The 15,489-nt window shown below is 58.3% G+C and carries 13 protein-coding genes and 1 riboswitch; of the genes, 10 read left to right on the top strand and 3 right to left on the bottom strand.

All coding sequences use genetic code 11. The features are described from left to right. The first annotated feature begins 3 nt into the window (after nucleotides 1-3). The 4 genes from DW349_RS12035 to DW349_RS12020 are packed head-to-tail and all read left to right on the top strand — an operon-like array spanning nucleotide 4 to nucleotide 4,659. Entirely contained in the window at nucleotides 4-1,119 is a 1,116-nt protein-coding gene (locus DW349_RS12035) for a microcin C ABC transporter permease YejB (protein ID WP_108125087.1), read from the top strand. Beyond that, nucleotides 1,116-2,147, top strand: coding sequence for an ABC transporter permease (locus DW349_RS12030; RefSeq protein WP_108125088.1), 1,032 nt, complete (start codon nucleotides 1,116-1,118; stop codon nucleotides 2,145-2,147). The genes DW349_RS12035 and DW349_RS12030 overlap by 4 nt, the downstream gene beginning before the upstream one ends. Before the next feature lies 1 nt (nucleotide 2,148). Further along, nucleotides 2,149-3,735 (top strand): ABC transporter ATP-binding protein, encoded by a 1,587-nt coding sequence (locus tag DW349_RS12025; RefSeq protein ID WP_108125089.1) that lies wholly within the window; start codon nucleotides 2,149-2,151, stop codon nucleotides 3,733-3,735. A 15-nt stretch (nucleotides 3,736-3,750) separates the two neighbouring features. Then, nucleotides 3,751-4,659, top strand: a complete 909-nt coding sequence (locus tag DW349_RS12020) for a DMT family transporter (protein ID WP_108125090.1) — start codon at nucleotides 3,751-3,753, stop codon at nucleotides 4,657-4,659. Nucleotides 4,660-4,668: 9 nt separating this feature from the next. Here the strand turns inward: DW349_RS12020 and DW349_RS12015 are convergent, their stop codons facing one another. Beyond that, the gene (locus DW349_RS12015; protein WP_108125091.1) at nucleotides 4,669-5,514 is read right to left on the bottom strand and encodes a CPBP family intramembrane glutamic endopeptidase; all 846 of its coding nucleotides are present in this window, start codon (nucleotides 5,512-5,514) and stop codon (nucleotides 4,669-4,671) included. Nucleotides 5,515-5,617: 103 nt separating this feature from the next. Between DW349_RS12015 and DW349_RS12010 the strand changes: the two genes are divergently transcribed. Together DW349_RS12010 and DW349_RS12005 are read left to right on the top strand one after the other, a co-directional pair. Beyond that, entirely contained in the window at nucleotides 5,618-6,097 is a 480-nt protein-coding gene (locus tag DW349_RS12010) for an FKBP-type peptidyl-prolyl cis-trans isomerase (protein WP_108125092.1), read from the top strand. Nucleotides 6,098-6,335: 238 nt separating this feature from the next. Then, complete coding sequence (locus DW349_RS12005; protein ID WP_108125093.1) at nucleotides 6,336-8,804, top strand: Kelch repeat-containing protein; 2,469 nt, start codon at nucleotides 6,336-6,338, stop codon at nucleotides 8,802-8,804. A gap of 64 nt (nucleotides 8,805-8,868) precedes the next feature. On the opposite strand, the gene tpx is transcribed toward DW349_RS12005, so the two are convergent. Then, on the bottom strand, nucleotides 8,869-9,366 hold the full coding sequence (gene tpx, locus DW349_RS12000) for a thiol peroxidase (RefSeq protein ID WP_108125094.1): 498 nt from the start codon (nucleotides 9,364-9,366) through the stop codon (nucleotides 8,869-8,871). Nucleotides 9,367-9,542: 176 nt separating this feature from the next. Between tpx and ltaE the strand changes: the two genes are divergently transcribed. Then, on the top strand, nucleotides 9,543-10,571 hold the full coding sequence (gene ltaE / locus DW349_RS11995; protein ID WP_108125095.1) for a low-specificity L-threonine aldolase: 1,029 nt from the start codon (nucleotides 9,543-9,545) through the stop codon (nucleotides 10,569-10,571). Nucleotides 10,572-11,117: 546 nt separating this feature from the next. Here ltaE and DW349_RS11990 read toward each other — a convergent pair. Next, a complete protein-coding gene (locus DW349_RS11990) occupies nucleotides 11,118-11,906 on the bottom strand; it encodes a phosphotransferase (protein ID WP_157954308.1) in 789 nt (262 codons plus the stop codon). A gap of 75 nt (nucleotides 11,907-11,981) precedes the next feature. Further along, nucleotides 11,982-12,084: riboswitch (TPP riboswitch) on the top strand. 113 nt (nucleotides 12,085-12,197) lie between these two features. On the opposite strand from DW349_RS11990, the gene thiB reads away from it, so the two are divergent. Genes thiB through DW349_RS11975 form a run of 3 tightly spaced genes read left to right on the top strand, consistent with a single transcriptional unit; the run spans nucleotide 12,198 to nucleotide 15,411 of the window. Continuing rightward, the gene (gene thiB, locus DW349_RS11985) at nucleotides 12,198-13,184 is read left to right on the top strand and encodes a thiamine ABC transporter substrate binding subunit (RefSeq protein ID WP_108125319.1); all 987 of its coding nucleotides are present in this window, start codon (nucleotides 12,198-12,200) and stop codon (nucleotides 13,182-13,184) included. Nucleotides 13,185-13,187: 3 nt separating this feature from the next. After that, a complete protein-coding gene (locus tag DW349_RS11980) occupies nucleotides 13,188-14,693 on the top strand; it encodes an ABC transporter permease subunit (protein ID WP_108125097.1) in 1,506 nt (501 codons plus the stop codon). Next, nucleotides 14,686-15,411 carry a thiamine ABC transporter ATP-binding protein gene (locus DW349_RS11975; protein WP_108125098.1) on the top strand — a complete coding sequence of 242 codons (726 nt, stop codon included), beginning with the start codon at nucleotides 14,686-14,688 and terminating at the stop codon, nucleotides 15,409-15,411. The genes DW349_RS11980 and DW349_RS11975 overlap by 8 nt, the downstream gene beginning before the upstream one ends. Nucleotides 15,412-15,489 lie beyond the last annotated feature (78 nt).

Here is a 15,489-nt window from a genome sequence, read left to right as displayed (position 1 = left end):
CGCATGGCCGCCTATTTAATTCGTCGTTTGTTGTTGGTGGTGCCGACGCTCTGGGCCATCGTCACCATCAATTTTCTGATCATTCAGGTTGCGCCCGGTGGTCCGGTCGATCAGATGATCGCCAAGCTGGAAGGCAACAACGCCTCCATGCTCGATCGCATTACCGGCAACAACCAGACCGACTTGCTGAACAATGCCAACTCCGATGCATCCGGCAGTGACAACCGCACCGGCGATTCGTCCTATCGTGGCGCACGCGGCTTAACGCAAAAAGACATCGAAGCCATTGAAGCGCGTTTCGGCTTTGACCGGCCTTTGCACGAACGCTACTTCTCGATGCTGTGGGATTACCTGCGTTTCGATTTTGGCGACAGCCTGTTTCGCGGCCGCTCAGTGGTCGATCTGATTGTCGAACGCATGCCGGTGTCGATTTCCATCGGCCTGTGGTCAACGTTGATTATTTATTTGGTGTCGATACCGCTCGGCATTCGCAAGGCGGTCAAACATTCATCGCCGTTCGATGTCTGGACCTCGGGCGTTATTTTTGCGGCCAACGCCATTCCTTCGTTTTTGTTCGCTGTATTGCTGATTATTTTGTTCGCCGGCGGCAGTTATTTCGACTGGTTCCCGCTGCGTGGATTAACGTCGGCCAACTGGGATGAACTCAGTCTGGTCGGCAAAATTGGCGATTATTTCTGGCACATGGCGTTGCCGGTGTTTGCCATGGTTATTGGCGGCTTTGCTGGTTTGACCATGCTGACCAAAAATTCCTTTCTCGATGAAATTCACAAGCAGTATGTGATGACCGCCCGCGCCAAAGGTGCCACGGAAAAACGCATTCTCTACGGCCACGTATTTCGTAACGCCATGCTGATCATCATCGCCGGTTTTCCCAGTGCCTTTATCGCTATTTTCTTCAGCGGCGCTTTGTTGATCGAAACCATTTTTTCGCTCGATGGCCTGGGTTTGCTGGGTTTTGAATCGACCTTGCAGCGGGATTATCCGGTGATGTTTTCAACGCTCTATGTGTTTACGCTGCTGGGTTTGGTGATGAACATCATCAGCGATCTGACCTACACCCTGGTCGACCCGCGCATTGATTTTGAGGCACGCGGATGAAGTGGTTTCAGTTATCTCCGGTTAATCGCCAGCGCTGGTCGCGGTTCAAGGCCAACCGACGTGCCTGGTGGAGTTTGTGGATTTTTGGTTTGGTGTTTGCCGTTTCGATGGCATCTGAACTGGTCGCCAACGATCAGCCTTTGTTGGTCTGGTTCGATGGCAAAGCCTATTTCCCCGTGGCTGAAACCTATCTGGAAACGGAATTCGATGGCGATTTCGAATTACCCGCCGACTATCGCGATCCGTATCTTCAGGAACTGATCGACGCCAAAGGCTGGATTCTCTGGCCGCCCATTCCCTACAGCTACAACACCATCAATTACGATTTGCCCAGCCCGGCACCAAGCCCGCCAACAGCCGACAATTGGTTAGGCACCGACGACAAAGGCCGCGATGTGTTGGCGAATCTGTTGTATGGCTTTCGCATCTCGGTGTTGTTCGGGTTTGCGGTGACCATCATTACTGCTGTGATCGGTATTGCTGCCGGAGCAGTGCAAGGTTTTTACGGCGGCAAACTCGACTTGTTTATGCAGCGTTTTATCGAAATCTGGAGCAGCATGCCGCAGCTGTTCATCCTGATTATTTTGATGAGCATCGTTACGCCGGCCTTTGGCTGGCTGTTGCTGGTTACGCTGTTGTTCGGCTGGATGGGTTTTGTGGGCGTGGTGCGGGCCGAATTTTTGCGGGCGCGTAATTTTGAGTACGTTCAGTCGGCGCGTGCGATGGGCATGAGTGATCGCCGTCTGATGTTTCGCCACATTTTGCCCAACGCCATGGTCGCAACGCTGACCTTTATGCCGTTCACATTGTCCGGCTCGATCACCATTTTAACGTCGCTCGATTTCCTCGGTTTTGGCATGCCGCCGGGGTCGCCGTCGCTCGGTTTGTTGCTGGCTCAGGGCAAGGCCAATATTCAGGCACCCTGGTTGGGTTTCACCGCTTTTTTCATCGTCGGTTTTATGTTGACCACGCTGATTTTTATTGGCGAAGGCGTGCGCGATGCCTTCGACCCGCGCAAGGCGTATTGAGATGAGTTTGCTGTCGCTGAAAAACGTATCGCTGGGGTTTGTTCAGGGCGAGCAATTGTTGCCCGTGGTGCACGATGTCAGTCTGGAACTTAACGCGGGCGAAGTGGTGTCGCTGGTTGGTGAAAGCGGGTCGGGCAAGAGCGTGACTGCCTTGTCGATTTTGCGTCTGTTGCCGGAGCCGCCGTTGGCGTTTATTGGCGGCGATATCGAATGGAAAGGTCAGTCCATTCGTGCGATGAGTGACAACGCATTGCGTCGTCTGCGCGGCAACAACATCTCGGTGATTTTTCAGGAGCCGATGACGTCGCTGAACCCCTTGCACACGGTCGAAAAACAACTGGTTGAAATGCTCGAACTGCATCGACCCGTTCGCCGTGCCGAGGCCACACAACAAGCCTTGCAGATGTTGCAGCGTGTCGGCTTGAAATCGCCCGAGAAAAAACTGCGTGCCTATCCGCATCAGTTGTCCGGCGGCGAACGGCAACGCGTGATGATCGCCATGGCATTAATGAACGAACCGGAATTGCTGATTGCCGACGAACCAACCACAGCGTTGGACGTGACCATTCAGGCGCAAATTCTGGAATTGCTGGCGCGGTTGCAGCGGGAACTGAATTTAACCGTGCTGTTCATCACTCACGATCTGACGCTGGTGAATCGGTTTTCCGATCGTGTGGCCGTTATGGAAGGTGGCCGCCTGGTCGAGGTTGGCCCAACCCGACAAGTGTTTGACCAACCCCAGCACCCGTACACCCAGAAATTGCTGGCGGCCGAACCGGGCGACGCACCGCCGCCGTTGCACGATGACGCCCCGGTGTTGCTCGAAGCCCAGTCGATGCGCGTCTGGTTTCCGATTCAGCGCGGTCTGCTGCGCAAAACGGTGGATCACATCAAGGCGGTGGACGACATCAGTTTTCGTCTGCACCAGGGCGAATCCCTGGGCGTGGTGGGCGAGAGCGGTTCGGGCAAATCGACGCTGGCGCGGGCCTTGTTGCGTCTGGAAAAATCCGACGGCGATGTCTGGTTCGATGGCGTAAATTTACCCTCGCTCGATAACACCGAACTGCGGCCCTATCGCCGTGCCATGCAAATTGTCTTTCAGGATCCGTACGGCAGTTTGAGCCCGCGTTTGTCGGTGGAACAGATTGTGCGCGAAGGTTTGGATATTCATCAGATTGGCACACCGCAAGAGCGCGAACAGGCGGTTATTCAGGCGTTAACAGAAGTCGAACTGAACCCGGATTTTCGCTTCCGTTACCCCAACGAATTTTCCGGCGGTCAACGTCAGCGCATTGCCATTGCCCGCGCCTTGGTGATGAAACCGCGTTTTATCATTCTCGATGAACCGACTTCCTCGCTCGACCGCACGGTGCAATTTCAGGTGATCGAATTGCTCAAGCGGCTGCAAGCCGAACATGGTTTGTCGTATTTATTCATCAGTCACGATTTAAAAGTGGTCAAGGCGCTGTGCCATTCCGTACTGGTGATGAAAGACGGCCAGGTGGTGGAGCAGGGTGTCGCTTCCCGGCTCTTCGCGCAGCCGCAACATCCCTACACTCAGGCGCTGTTACGCACCGCTTTCGATTAACACTCAGGACTGTTTATGACTGCCTCTACAGCGCCGTTGGTTGATCATCGCCAAGGCGTTCTGGTCGCCACGCTTGGCGTACTGGTGTTGAGTTTCGATGCACTGTTGGTGCGTCTGGTCGGTGCTTCGCCGTACGACATTGGCTTTTGGCGCGGCGCTTTGGTGTTCGTGTCGATGACGACTTTTATGGTTGTCACCGGTCGGGTGCAGCAATTTCGCGTGTTTGCGGCGCACGGAGTTGCCGCGCTGATCATCACCCTGTTGTACGGCATCAACACCGGCCTGTTTGTGCTGAGCATCAACCACACCTCGGTTGCCAATGCGGTGGTGGTGTTGGCGTCGTCGTCGTTTTTTGCGGCGTTGTTTTCCTGGTTATTGCTGCGCGAAACCATTCCGCTGCGCACCTGGGTTGCCATTGTCGTCGCAATGGCCGGTGTGTTGATTGTCTTTGCCGGTTCCCTGGGCATGGACCAATGGCTGGGCGATGCGCTGGCGCTGTTGCTCGCCATGTTGATGGGCCTGATGCTCACCTTGCTGCGGCGCCTGCCAAATTTGCCCAAAATGCCGGTGGTGGCATTAAGCGGCCTGGTCACGTCTTTGTTGTGCGTGGGCTTTGCCGAACCTTTGGCGTTGAGCGCAGCCAGTTACGGCTGGCTGGCGGTGATGGGGTTGTTGCAAATGCCAACGGCGTCGGTGTTGATCATGACAGCAACGCGCTACCTGCCCGCACCGGAAGTCAGTTTGTTTTTGTTGATTGAAACCTTGTTAGGCCCGGTCTGGGTCTGGCTGGTGTTGAGTGAGGCCATTTCACCGCTGACGTTCTTCGGTGGTGTTGCCATTCTGGGTGCGATCTTCGTGCATTCCTGGCTGTCGTTGCGTAAGCCGGAGACCGATCTGGTCGCACCCACTGACCCGCCGTTATAAGCGGCCGTTTCAGGCAATGGCCGGTGCCGTTAACGGATAGGTAAACAACGCGAAGTGCGCCAGGTTCAACGCCCAGTGTGTGGCTACCGAGGCGATCAAGTGGCCGGTCCATAGATACGCCAGCCCGTAGCCCAACCCCGCCAACGTGACCACCGCCACATAACTCCAACCGCCGGCGATATGCGCCAGGCCAAACAAGGCCGCTGCCAAAACCAGCGCCGGCCAGGGCCCGAGTTTGCGTTGCAACCTGCCTTGCAATACGCCGCGAAACAGCAGTTCTTCGGCGATGCAGGTGTTGAGTAAATTGGTGCCGGCGAAGATCCAGAAAACCGCCGACAAGCCGGGTTGCCAGTCAATCAAACCGTGTTGCCAGGCCAAGGCAAGGGGCACGGCGATGGCGATGACCAGTGCCGGCACCGTGGCGAAAGACCAACGCAGTGGCCGGGCGTAGAGGCTCGTTTTGAACAGCGGCACAAAGGCGAGCAACGACCAGGCGACCAGCACCTTGTCGTAATTCACATACAAACTGCTGGGCAGACTGTTGGCTTTCAGCGCCGTATCGGCAACCACCACCAGGCCCTGATAGCCGGGCACCGCATGGGCAAAGAGCGCCGCGCTGATAACCAACCAGAGTGCGCCACGCGCCACCGTTAGCCACAGCGGGCCGGGTTTGAGCCGCATCCAGGCGGTGAGCAGTACATAGCCAAAGGCGACGGCGAAAAACAGCCAGTCGGTGTAGCCGATCAGGGCGGCGACAAACAGCACCAGAACCGCGCCGCCGTACCGCAGCCGGTCGTGTTGGGCGAGGCCGAGAACAATCAGCGACAGCGAATAGAAGAAGCCAAAGGCGAGCATGGTTGTGCTCCAAATCGGGGAAGCGCCAGTTGACCACAGCCGCCGCTGGAGTCAACGCCGCAGCTGACTATAATGGCGCACCCCAACTGGCGCGGAGAATCTTATGCCAATCGAGAAGAATCAGGTCGTCTTGTTCCATTACAGCGTCAGCGACGAACAGGGCAACGCCATTGAAAGCTCACGCAGCGGCGAACCGAACGCCTACCTGCACGGCCACGGCGGCATCATCGCTGGTCTGGAAGAAGCCTTGGAAGGCCGCGACGCGGGCGACAGTTTCAGCGTTACCGTGACGCCGGAAAAAGCCTACGGCCAGCGCCGCGCTGACGCCATGCAGCGCATTCCGCTCAAGCACCTGCGCGGTGCCAAGCGCTGGCAGCCGGGCATGGTGGCTCAGGTACAGACCGATCGTGGTGCGCGCCACGTGGTTGTTGCCAAAGTCGGCCACAAATTTGCCGATGTCGATACCAACCATCCGATGGCGGGCAAAACGCTGACGTTTGATATCGAAATCATCGAAGTACGGGCGGCCGACCCGGAAGAACTGGCCCACGGTCACGTGCACGGGCCGAGCGGTCATCACTGACAAACCTTCGGTGTTCAGCCGGGACATCGGTTGACGCCTTTTCCACCCACAACACCCGAAACCCCACTTCGGGTGTTGTGTTTTTTGCGGCCAATCAATCGTTTCCGCGATTATTTTCAATTTTTCCAACGAAACGGCCAAAAATCCTACGAACGGTAAAACGATTTCTCAAACGGTCGTCGGTTAGCGTGGTGTTGCCCCCAACGATTTGGGGTTTCATCCAACCGAGGGACCGATCATGCTTCGACCCAACTTTCGTTTTCATCGCACCTTTCGTTTTCATCGCACCTTTGTCTGGCTGCTGCTGTGTTTTGCACTCAGCGCCTGTGTTCCCAACCCGTTCGAATTCACCGAACCCGGCACGGCCAGGTTGGTGACCGACGAACGCTTCAATAACCCCGTGCTTTCCCAAGCCGGAATCATCGAATACCGCAGCAGTAACACCGACGTCGCGACTGTAGACGCCAACGGCCTGGTGGTTGCCCTGGCCCCCGGCCAAAGCCAAATCACCGCCACCCAAACGCTGGGCGAACGGGTTCAGAGCATCGATTACAGCGTGGAAGTGATTACCCGCCAGGCCAGTCTCACGGCCTGGGTGGGGCCGTTGGGCAGTGAGTTGCAACTCTCCGATGGCACCGAAGGGGTGAACCTGTTCACCACCAGCGATGCCGATTGCAACCCCATTCAATTCGCCAACTGCGCCAACAGCCGCAGCCAGCGCCTGCGCGGTGGCATGCAGTCATCCAGCGCGGCCGTAACGCTGAGCCAGCCGGGCTATGTTCGCTTGCAGCATGGCGAACATGAGTGGTCGGGGATGTTGAGTGCGGATCGGTTTGTGGGGCGGCGGTCCCACTCGGTAGTCGCTTTCCGTGAACGGCTTTGGGTGATTGGTGGGCGGGGTGTCGGTAACCAAGACCGAACCGACATCTGGTCGTCCACCGACGGCACCACCTGGGTGCCCGAACAGTGGGACAACCCGTCGGAGCTGTTGCCCAGTGGCAACACCAGCCAGGTGGTGCTGTTCAATAACGCCCTCTGGCTGATCGACACCAACACCGGGGCGCTCTGGTCGACGCTCGATAGCCCCGAGCACGCCCGCGGTTTTGTCTGGCAGGCGCGGGGGTCGATCGGTGCCGGGTTTGAGGGCCGCGGCGGTAGCCCGGTGGTTGTCTCGCACGACGGCGACGGCACCGAGCGGTTGTGGCTGGTCGGCGGGGATTCCGGGAGCGTCTACCGGAACGACGTCTGGACCTCGACCAACGGCACCGAATGGGCGCGCCGGGAACCCAGCGCCAACGGCAAAGTTTTTTCGGGTCGTGCTGATCACCAGGCGGTGTTTTTCAACAACCGGCTTTGGGTGATTGGCGGCAATATTGGAGGCCTATACACCAACGACATCTGGTCGTCCGCCGATGGTAAAGACTGGCGAGAGGAAACCCGCCAGGCTGAATTTTCGGCCCGATACGGGCACCGCGTTGTGGTGTACAACGATGGCCGTGGCGAGCGGCTGTGGTTGGTGGGTGGGATAAGGAGGGTTTGGATCGGCGGCTCGAAAGGTGATCAACAACGGGTTCTAAACGACGTCTGGTCTTCCGCTGATGGCACGCACTGGCGCCAGGAGACGGTGGATGCCACGCTTCCGGGACGCAACCACCACGCCCTGGCCGTCTTCAACCAGCAGCTTTGGGTGGTGGGTGGCATTGGCGGGTCTGACCTGAACGACGTCTGGTCCAGCCGCAACGGCCAGAACTGGCAACCCCACACCGCCGAAGCCGCCTTCAGCGGGCGCTATAACCACCAGGCGGTTGCCTTCGCCGACCGGCTTTGGGTGATTGGCGGTTACGGCGGCAGTTATAACAACGACGTCTGGTCCTCCGCCGATGGCCTGCACTGGCAGCAACACCGCGTCCACGCCGATTTCTCGCCACGCGACAGTCATCGGGTGGTCGTGTTCAACCAGCGGCTGTGGCTGGTGGGTGGGCTATTGAACGCCACTTTTAGCCCGGACGACTACAGTAACGAGGTCTGGTCCAGTGCCGATGGAGTGCAGTGGCAACGCGTGCTGGCCGAGGCACCGTTCAGCCCACGCGGAGCGCACGCGTTAGTGGTGTTCGATAATCGCCTCTGGGTCATCGGCGGCACAGCGATTAAAGACGAAGACAGTGTGCCTCGACCGACAAACGACGTCTGGTCGTCCAGCAACGGCCGCGACTGGATCGAAGAAACCGCCCAAGCCGGCTTCTCCGCCCGCAGCAATCACCAGGCGGTGGTCTTCAACGGCCAGCTTTGGGTGATCGGTGGTGTGCCTGACGAGAATGTCGTGGTGTGGTCCTCCCAGGATGGCCGCCATTGGCAGCCGCGCCCCGATGCCAACCTGACGGCCCGTTTGGGGCACCAGGCCCTGGTCACCCAGGATGCCCAAGGCGAGCGGCTTTGGGTGATCGGCGGCCGTATTTTGGGTGAAGGACTCACCAACCAACTCTGGACCACCCGCAACGGCACCCACTGGACCGCCTTTGACCCCCACAGCGAACTGAACCGCTTCTCTGCCCGCTACGGCCTTCAGGCTCTGAGCTTCAATAACTGGCTTTGGGTGATCGGTGGGTCGGATGACGACGGCACTGCGCTGCACGACATCTGGCGTTCGGACGATGGGTTGAACTGGCAGAAGGGGTTGCAGGTGGACGTTGAGTTTGAGGAGCGCTAAGGCGCGGGTTCCGGTAGTAAAAAAAAGGCGCCTTAACGGCGCCTTTTTCTTGGGTGACGATCCATTACGCAGCGGCTTTCAAGGCGGCTTCGTAGTTCGGTTCATCAGCGGTTTCGGCCACCAGTTCGGTGTACATTACTTCGCCGTTTTTGATCACCACAACAGAGCGCGCCAGCAAACCGGCCAGCGGGCCATCGACGATTTTTACGCCGTAATCCTGCGCGAACGATTCGCTGCGGAACACAGAAACCGGCGTCACTTTGTCGAGGCCTTCGGCGCCGCAGAACCGCGCCTGGGCGAACGGCAGATCGGCAGACACACACAGTACTTCAACGCCATCGAGCTTGCTCAGCTCGGCATTGAAACGACGCACCGAGGCGGCGCAAGTGGCGGTATCGACACTGGGGAAGATGTTCAGCACAACGGTTTTGCCACCCAGATCCGCCAGGCTCAGTTGCGACAAATCGGTTTTGGTCACACTGAACGCCGGGGCGGTTTTGCCGGTGGCGGGCAGGTCGCCGCTGGTGTGAATGGGGTTGCCTTGCAAAGTAATCTCAGCCATGAGGGCCTCCTTGAGAATCGTGAACGTGCGGTACAGCCGGGGTGTTGCGAACAGATGTTGCGAACAGGTGTTGCAAGCAGGTATTGCAAGCAGGTATTGCAAAGTGCACTAGAAGTGGGGCGCCTTAGCGCTGATTGCAATGGTAAACTGCCGCTTTGCCTGCCAGGAGTGAGCGCATGCCCAGCCCGACCGCCCCCATCGATTTACGCAGCGATACCGTAACCCGACCAACCGATGCCATGCGCCAGGTAATGGCGCACGCCGAGGTCGGCGACGACGTTTACGGTGACGACCCCAGTGTGAATGCGCTCGAAGCCCGCCTGGCCGATCTGGCCGGAAAAGCCGCGGCGGTGTTGCTGCCCTCGGGCACACAGAGCAACTTGGTGGCGTTGCTGGCGCACTGCCAGCGTGGCGAGGAATACATCGTCGGTCAGCAGTATCACACCTACAAATACGAAGCCGGCGGCGCGGCCGTTTTGGGCAGCATCCAGCCGCAACCGCTGACGGTGCAGCCGAACGGCACGCTCGACCTGGCTGAGGTTGAAGCCTACATCAAACCCGACGACCCACACTTTGCCCGCACCCGGGTGTTGGCGTTGGAAAACACCCACGGCGGGCAAGTACTGCCCGATGGCTACGTCGAGCAGGCGCGGGCCTTGGTAGACCGTTACGGCCTGTCGCTGCATCTGGACGGCGCACGGCTGTTCAACGCCGCCGTTGCCAGCGGCAAGACGCTGCGCGAACTGGCCGCGCCGGTCGATACCGTCAGCCTGTGTTGCTCCAAAGGTTTGGGCGCGCCGATGGGTTCGGTGTTGGTCGGGCCGGAAGATTTTATTCAACGCGCGCGCCGCTGGCGCAAGATGGTCGGCGGCGGTTTACGCCAGGCCGGAATTTTTGCCGCAGCCATCGATTACGCACTCGACCATCACGTCGAACGACTGGCCGACGACCACCGCCGCGCCACCCAACTGGCCGAAGCACTGGCCGGTCTGCCGAAAGTTACCGGCACAGTGGCGCACACCAACATGGCGTTTCTATCGCTCGACAGCGCAGCAACCGGCGATGCGTTGAAGGCTGCATTGGCGGACGAAGGCATTTTGATTGCCGGTGGCCAGCGCATTCGTTTGGTGACGCATTTGGGGATTGATGATTTGGCGCTGGAGCGGTTGATTGAGCGAGTTTCTGGTTACCTGAACGCGGCGTAATTAAGTGCTCATCGTGTATTTCCGGGGAAAAATATCATCAGGGCACAGGAAAACCCCGTCATCCCGGCCTTGAGCCGGCTGGGCCGGCACACCGGATCTCTAGAGGGGCACCTGAACCAACGATGAGCTGTAAGTGAATAGTTGGTTGCCAATCGTTTAACTCAGTTTCCCAGGGGAGATCCCGGCTCAAGGCCGGGATGACGAGGTTTTCCTGTGTGCCCTAAATTTTATTCCCCGAAACCAAGCTCCGCATTGAAGACTGTTTTTTCGGTAAATAGCTGGAAATTGGTTCAGTGTGGATAAGCGGGGAAGCCACACCCAAGCACTTAATTAAACGATGTCATCCCGGCCTTGAGCCGGGATCTCTAGAGGGGCGCCTGGACCAACGATGAGCTGTAAGTGATTAGTTGGTTGCCAATCGTTTAACTCAGTTTCCCAGGGGAGATCCGGTGTGCCGGCCCAGCCGGCTCAAGGCCGGGATGACTGGGTTTGTTTTGGCCGACAGTTTGTTGTTTGTTGCCCATTTTCGTTACAGCAAAGAAAACGTCAGTTCCATTTCCCCAGCCACTCCACCTGGCTCGGCGCATTCGGTGGCGCGAGGTCTGGGTTTGCCGCGTACCAGACCGTTGCCAGTGCCGACATCATGGCTTGCGCCTGGTGTAAACGATCCGCCTCGATGTCCATCACATCGGCCAATTTCCCGCCTTGTTCTGCGCTCAGCGCGAAGCCGCTGCATACGGCGGCCAGATCCATCGCCGGGTCGCCGAGGGCGGCGAATTCCCAGTCGAGTAATACCCAGTTTTTGCCATCGATTTTTACATTGCCCGGGTGCCAGTCGTGGTGCGTTAACGTCAGGCGGGTGGGCAATTGGTAGGTTGAGCAGCGCTGCTCTACGGCAGAAACAAAGGCGGGGTTTAGGTCGTCGCAATACGCCAGCAAATGCCGAATTTGCTCGGCAATGTTCAACGCCGGGCCTGGAACTTCAACCGCTTGCACGGCGGTTAGCGCCGTTGCCAGCCAGGCCAGATCGGCGTGTTCGCCAGCGGCGGGGGCGTTGCCGGGTAGCCAGGGCGTCAGCAACCAACGTTCGTTGACCGACAGCGTGGTCGGGCACCAGGGTTGGTCGGCGAGGCTGATTAACAAGCGTTGTTCGCGGTCGCGATTCACGCCCAAACGGTCGGCATCCGGGTGGTTGATGCGCAGTGCAAAGACGCCGTCGGCGGTGTCGATTTTGTACAGCCGATTGCACAAACCACCGGGCCAGCGCGCCACGCTGAGTGCGTCCGGCAGGCGTTCGCCCAGTTCATCCAAAACCTGAAATAACGCCAGTTGCATGCTGCCTGCCTTGTTCGGAAAAGTGCGCATTGTTGCAGAATTTGGACATCCCTGGCGACTTCGTTAGAATGGCTCGCGTTCTCGCCGGGGTGCCGCCCAGTTTTATCAGGCGGCTGAGAGTCACCCGTCGAACCTGAACCAGTTAATGCTGGCGTAGGGAGTTGAGACGATCTGCCATTGCGCAATCCTGCTTCAACCATATCCCCCAGCAAACAGTCCGTCGGCCTTGTGGCTGCCGCTGTTTGTACGCCGGTATCAATCTGTACATTCACACATTGATCCGGATGCATGATGAAAACTTTATCGCTTGTTACTCGCGCAGCCTTGCCGCTGCTGACCGCCTCGGCCCTGGCCGAACCGCTGACCATTTACACCTACGAATCGTTCAATACCGAGTGGGGCCCTGGCCCGCAAATCGAAGCTGGCTTCGAAGCGCAGTGCGGTTGCGACATCGAATTCGTTGGCCTGGAAGACGGCGTGGCCTTGTTGAACCGGCTGCGTCTGGAAGGCAATAACAGCCAGGCCGACGTGATTCTGGGTCTCGACGATGCCTTGATCGCCGAGACGCGCGAGCTGGGCGTACTGGCCGACCACAACCTGGACCTGTCCGGTCTGGACCTGCCGTACAACTGGAACGACGATGCCTTTGTGCCTTACGACTACGGCCACTTCGCCTTTGTTTACGACCAGACCAAGGTGACCGACGTGCCGACTTCGCTGCGCGAACTGGTGTTTGAATCCGACGTGTCCATCATTTATCAGGACCCGCGCGTTTCGACGCCGGGCCAGGGTTTGATGCTGTGGATGAAGTCGGTATTCGGTGACGACGCAGCTGATGCCTGGGCTGCGCTGCAACAAAAAGTAGTCACCGTTACGCCCGGTTGGAGCGAAGCCTACTCCCTGTTCCAGGAAGGCGAGAGCGATATGGTGCTGAGCTACACCACTTCACCGGCGTATCACATCAGCGCGGAAAATACCGATCGTTATCAGGCGGCCATTTTCGATGAAGGCCACTACGCCCAGATCGAAGTAGCGGCTGCGCTGGCTTCGTCCGACCAATTGGATGTGGCGCGCGATTTCCTCGCCTACCTGATCAGCAAACCGGCGCAAGACGTGCTGCCCGGCACCAACTGGATGTGGCCGGTACTGGACAGCGCCGATGCCCCGGCGTCGTTCGAGTTGATGGCGAAACCAAAAACCCTTTGGTTCGACAGCGCCGAGATCGCCGAACACCGTCGCGACTGGTTGCGCGAATGGCGTAATGCTGCGAGCCAGTAACGCATGACACCGGCCACCGTCACCCGAAACCTCGGCACCGCCTTGCTGGCATTAACGCTGCTGTTGGCGGCGCTGGGCATGTTGGCGCACCCCGGTCGCGGCCTGGATTGGGCGTTGTATTTCGACGCCTATCTCGGTCGGCTGCTGTGGTTTTCGCTGTATCAGGCGGTGTTGTCGGCCGGGCTTTCGGTGCTGTTTGCCTGGCCCTTTGCCTGGGCGTTGGCGCAACGGCCGTTTCGCGGTCAGTGGGCGCTCGCCGGCTTTTTGAACCTGGCGTTTGTGTTGCCGGTGTTGGCGGTGGTGTTGGGTGTGATTGCGCTGTTCGGGCGCGAAGGCTGGCTGGCGTTGCCGGGCAGCATTTACGGTCTCGACGGCATTTTGATCGCGCATCTGGCGATGAATCTGCCGTTTGCCGTGCGGCTGTTGTGGGATCGGCTCAGCCAGATTCCGGATCATCAACAGCGGCTGGCAATGGTGCTCGGTTTGAACGGCTGGCAGCGGTTTCGTCGTCTGGAATGGCCGGTGCTGCGCGCCGCCTCAGGGCCGGTGTTTGTGCTCGAAGCCTTGCTCTGTTTCAGCAGTTTCACCGTCATCCTGACGTTGGGCGGCGGGCCGGCCAACACCAATCTGGAAGTGGCCGTTTATCAGGCGCTGAAATACGATTTCGACGCCCGCGCTGCCGCACTGTACGCCCTGATTCACGGCGCTGTAGCGCTGACGGCCATTGCCGTTTTGGGTCGCGGCGCGGTGTTGAATATGGAAGCGGCGCGGTTGCCGGCGGCAGTGTTGGCAAGTCGGCCCAACCGTCGCCAATGGCTGGCGGCGCTGACGTTGCTCAGTCTGTTACTGGCACCTTATCTGGCCTTGTTCAGTCGCGCCGTGCGTGACGACTGGACCTGGCCGGCACGCCTGTTGCCGGCGTTGCAAACCAGTTTGGGCATCGCCGTGTTTAGTGCGATCTGTGCGGTTGCGTTGGCGCTCAGTCGATGCCTGCCGTCCGACAAACCCGAACGTTCGCGCTGGCTGAATTTCGGTGTGTTGATCATTCCCACCATGGTGCTGACCACCGGCCTGTTTCTGCTGTGCTTGCGCTTGGGCTGGGCCAGCCGTGCCACCTGGCCGTTGATTATCTGGATCAACGCTTTGATGGCGATGCCGCTGATCATTCAACCATTGCGCGCCCGTGCGTTGGCCGCGCAACAACAATACCGTCGCTTAACCCGAGTGTTAGGGCTCACCACCTGGACTGCGCTGCGACTGGTTTACTGGCCGCTGTTGCAGCCGGTGGTGGTGTGGGCGTTGGCACTGTCAGCGGTGTTGAGCCTGGGCGATATGGGCGTGGCGGCTTTGGTTGGGCAAGTCGATTTCATTACCTTGCCGTTGTTGATTTATCAATCCATGGGCAGTTATCAGATGACGCTGGCCGCGCAATTAATGGTGCTGTTGCTGGTGCTGTGCGCGGCTTTGTTGTTGTTGGCCGAATGGGCCAGAGGAGGGCGTCGTGCTTGAAGTAAAACGACTCAGTGCCCAATTGGGCGAGCGCTATTTTCAGTGGGATTTTTTGCTGCCTCAAGGGTTGCTGTTGGCGGTAATCGGCGCCAGCGGATTGGGAAAATCGACGTTGCTGAATGTGTTGTGCGGTTTGCAAAATCCCATCGGTGGCGACGTATTCTGGCGAGGCGAATCGCTGTTGGGTATGCCCGTGGCGCAGCGGCCGTTCAGCGTTTTATTTCAGTCAAATAATTTGTTCGATCATTTGAGTGTTGAAACTAATTTGGCGTTGGGTTTACAGCCGAGCGGCAAATTAACCGAGGCGCAACACGACCGGTTACACACCGCTGCGCGTCGTTTTGATTTGCACAATTTATTGTCGCGCCGTCCCGATCAACTCAGCGGCGGGCAGCAACAACGCGTGGCTTTGGCGCGTGTTTTTTTGCAGCAAAAACCCGTGCTGTTACTCGACGAACCGTTTTCATCGTTAGACCCGGCGTTGCGTCAGGAAGGTCTGAATTGGGTGCAGGAAATTCAGCGCGAACACAACAGCTCCGTCATTTTAGTGACGCACCATCTGGACGAAATGTTGACGGCCACCGATGCCGTTTTGCTCGGCCTGCAAAGTGAACAGTGGTTGAATTTAAGTTTGGCCGATTTTCAGCGCAAACGCAGAGAGGGCGCCTTCGACACCTTGCTCGGCCAGTTTCTGGCGAACCCCCAAAAAGTCGAATAAGCTGATTCTTTACAGACTGTTAATCTGCGCTAAAAAAAGGCCGCAGTATGAACGGAAGCAGCTATAAAAATAACAAAA

It is taken from the genome of Saccharospirillum mangrovi (genome assembly GCF_003367315.1).
Taxonomy (GTDB): Bacteria; Pseudomonadota; Gammaproteobacteria; order Pseudomonadales; family Natronospirillaceae; genus Saccharospirillum; species Saccharospirillum mangrovi.
This window is presented reverse-complemented; position numbering and strand designations above follow the sequence as displayed.

What these genes read in the sequence shown, in the direction of transcription:
- DW349_RS12015 (WP_108125091.1), bottom strand. Translation starts at nt 5,514, where the DNA reads ATGCTCGCCTTTGGCTTCTTCTATTCGCTGTCGCTGATTGTTCTCGGC.
- DW349_RS12030 (WP_108125088.1), top strand. Translation starts at nt 1,116, where the DNA reads ATGAAGTGGTTTCAGTTATCTCCGGTTAATCGCCAGCGCTGGTCGCGG.
- DW349_RS11990 (WP_157954308.1), bottom strand. Translation starts at nt 11,906, where the DNA reads ATGCAACTGGCGTTATTTCAGGTTTTGGATGAACTGGGCGAACGCCTG.
- DW349_RS11980 (WP_108125097.1), top strand. Translation starts at nt 13,188, where the DNA reads ATGACACCGGCCACCGTCACCCGAAACCTCGGCACCGCCTTGCTGGCA.
- thiB (WP_108125319.1), top strand. Translation starts at nt 12,198, where the DNA reads ATGAAAACTTTATCGCTTGTTACTCGCGCAGCCTTGCCGCTGCTGACC.
- DW349_RS12010 (WP_108125092.1), top strand. Translation starts at nt 5,618, where the DNA reads ATGCCAATCGAGAAGAATCAGGTCGTCTTGTTCCATTACAGCGTCAGC.
- tpx (WP_108125094.1), bottom strand. Translation starts at nt 9,366, where the DNA reads ATGGCTGAGATTACTTTGCAAGGCAACCCCATTCACACCAGCGGCGAC.
- DW349_RS12005 (WP_108125093.1), top strand. Translation starts at nt 6,336, where the DNA reads ATGCTTCGACCCAACTTTCGTTTTCATCGCACCTTTCGTTTTCATCGC.
- DW349_RS12020 (WP_108125090.1), top strand. Translation starts at nt 3,751, where the DNA reads ATGACTGCCTCTACAGCGCCGTTGGTTGATCATCGCCAAGGCGTTCTG.
- DW349_RS12035 (WP_108125087.1), top strand. Translation starts at nt 4, where the DNA reads ATGGCCGCCTATTTAATTCGTCGTTTGTTGTTGGTGGTGCCGACGCTC.
- DW349_RS12025 (WP_108125089.1), top strand. Translation starts at nt 2,149, where the DNA reads ATGAGTTTGCTGTCGCTGAAAAACGTATCGCTGGGGTTTGTTCAGGGC.
- ltaE (WP_108125095.1), top strand. Translation starts at nt 9,543, where the DNA reads ATGCCCAGCCCGACCGCCCCCATCGATTTACGCAGCGATACCGTAACC.